This is a genomic window from Infirmifilum sp. (assembly GCF_049970975.1).
Classification (GTDB): Archaea; Thermoproteota; Thermoprotei; order Thermofilales; family Thermofilaceae; genus Thermofilum; species Thermofilum uzonense.
On record NZ_JBMFLX010000207.1, the window covers coordinates 1 to 1,612 of the forward strand.

1 protein-coding gene is annotated in these 1,612 nt (G+C 60.2%); it reads left to right on the top strand.

The annotated features are described in order from the left end of the window. Positions 1–1,612 (top strand): glycoside hydrolase family 3 N-terminal domain-containing protein (locus ACP5KC_RS10585; protein ID WP_428287572.1); only part of this gene is annotated, 1,612 nt, incomplete at both ends.

Genomic DNA, 1,612 nt, shown 5'->3' on the forward strand with positions numbered 1-1,612 from the left:
GTCGGGATTCCAGGCTTCGTGCTTGCCGACGGGCCCGCGGGCGTCAGGATAGAGGGGGGATGCTGCACCGCAACCGCTTTCCCCGTCGCGGTCATGCTGGCGTCAACATGGAGTCCCGAGATCGTCGAGAAGGTTGGCCGGGCGATCGGCGAGGAGGCCCTCGCCTACGGCGTGGACGTGCTCCTAGCGCCGGCGCTTAACATACACAGGAACCCTCTTGGTGGCAGGCTTTTCGAGTACTTTTCCGAGGATCCTCTCCTCTCCGGCGTGATGGCGGCCGCCTACGTGAGGGGGGTACAGTCCACGGGCGTGGGTGCATGTGTTAAGCACTTCGTCGCGAACGAGCAGGAGACTGGGCGTTGGGGCCTAGACACTGTTGTCTCAGAGCGTGCGCTGCGGGAGATATACCTCAGGGCTTTCGAGATAGCCGTAAAGGAGGGGAGGCCCTGGGCTGTTATGAGCGCGTACAACAAGCTAAACGGTGTTCACTGCTCTGAAAACGAGTGGCTTTTGACGAGGGTTCTCAGGGAGGAGTGGGGATTCCAGGGCTTCGTGATGACGGACTGGGGCGCGGGCGAAGACGTCTCGAGACAGCTACGGGCTGGGAACGACATGATAATGCCCGGCGGGGAGGATAAGGTGAAGGAGCTCTTGGAGGCGGTTAGATCGGGTAAGCTAGGCATGGAGGTGGTTGATAGGAGCCTCGAAAGGGTTCTAAGAGTACTCGCAGACTCCCCAGCCTTCAAGGGCTACAAGCCCTCGATGAAACCAGACCTAGAGGAGCACGCTAGGATAGCATACGAGGCCGCCGCCGAGGGCCTAGTACTCCTGGAAAACAACCAAGCCCTCCCGCTCCCAGCCGATGCCCGGATAGCGTTCTTCGGCACGGGACACGTGGCAACGGTTAAGGGCGGCCAGGGCAGCGGGCACACTCATCCACCCTACGTGTCCACCGTCCTCAACGCGGCTAGGGAGAGGGGGCTCAGGATAGACGAGGAGGTCGCCAAGACTTACGAGGAGGCCTTGAAGGATGAAATGCCGAATATCGAGCAAAGCTTCAAGGACGAGCCCGACAAGCCCACGCTCTCCGAGAACTTCCTCCCGGAAAGTATCATAGAGGCCTCAGCCGCGAGGAGCGACGCCGCAGTCGTAGTCTTCTCACGCGTCTCAGGGGAAGGCTACGACCTAACCCCGGAAGAGTTCTACCTAAGCAGCGACGAGCGATGGCTGCTGGAGAAAGTCTCGAATGCGTTCAGGAGTGCCGGCAAGAAGGTCATCGTGGTCCTCAACATCGGTAACCCCGTAGAGGTCGCGAGCTGGCGCGGTCTAGCCGACGCCATACTGCTTGCATGGCAGCCGGGGCAGGAGGCTGGCAGGGTCATAGTGGACGCTCTAACGGGGCGGATAAACCCATCAGGAAAACTACCAGTAACGTTTCCTAGAGACTACGCTCACGTGCCATCCTGGACCTTCCCAGGGGAGCCACCAGACAACCCGAAGAGAGTAGTATACGAGGAGGGAATATACGTTGGCTACAGGTACTACGACACCTTCGGCGTCGAGCCCGCATACCCCTTCGGCCACGGGTTGAGCTATACCACCTTCCTGTACA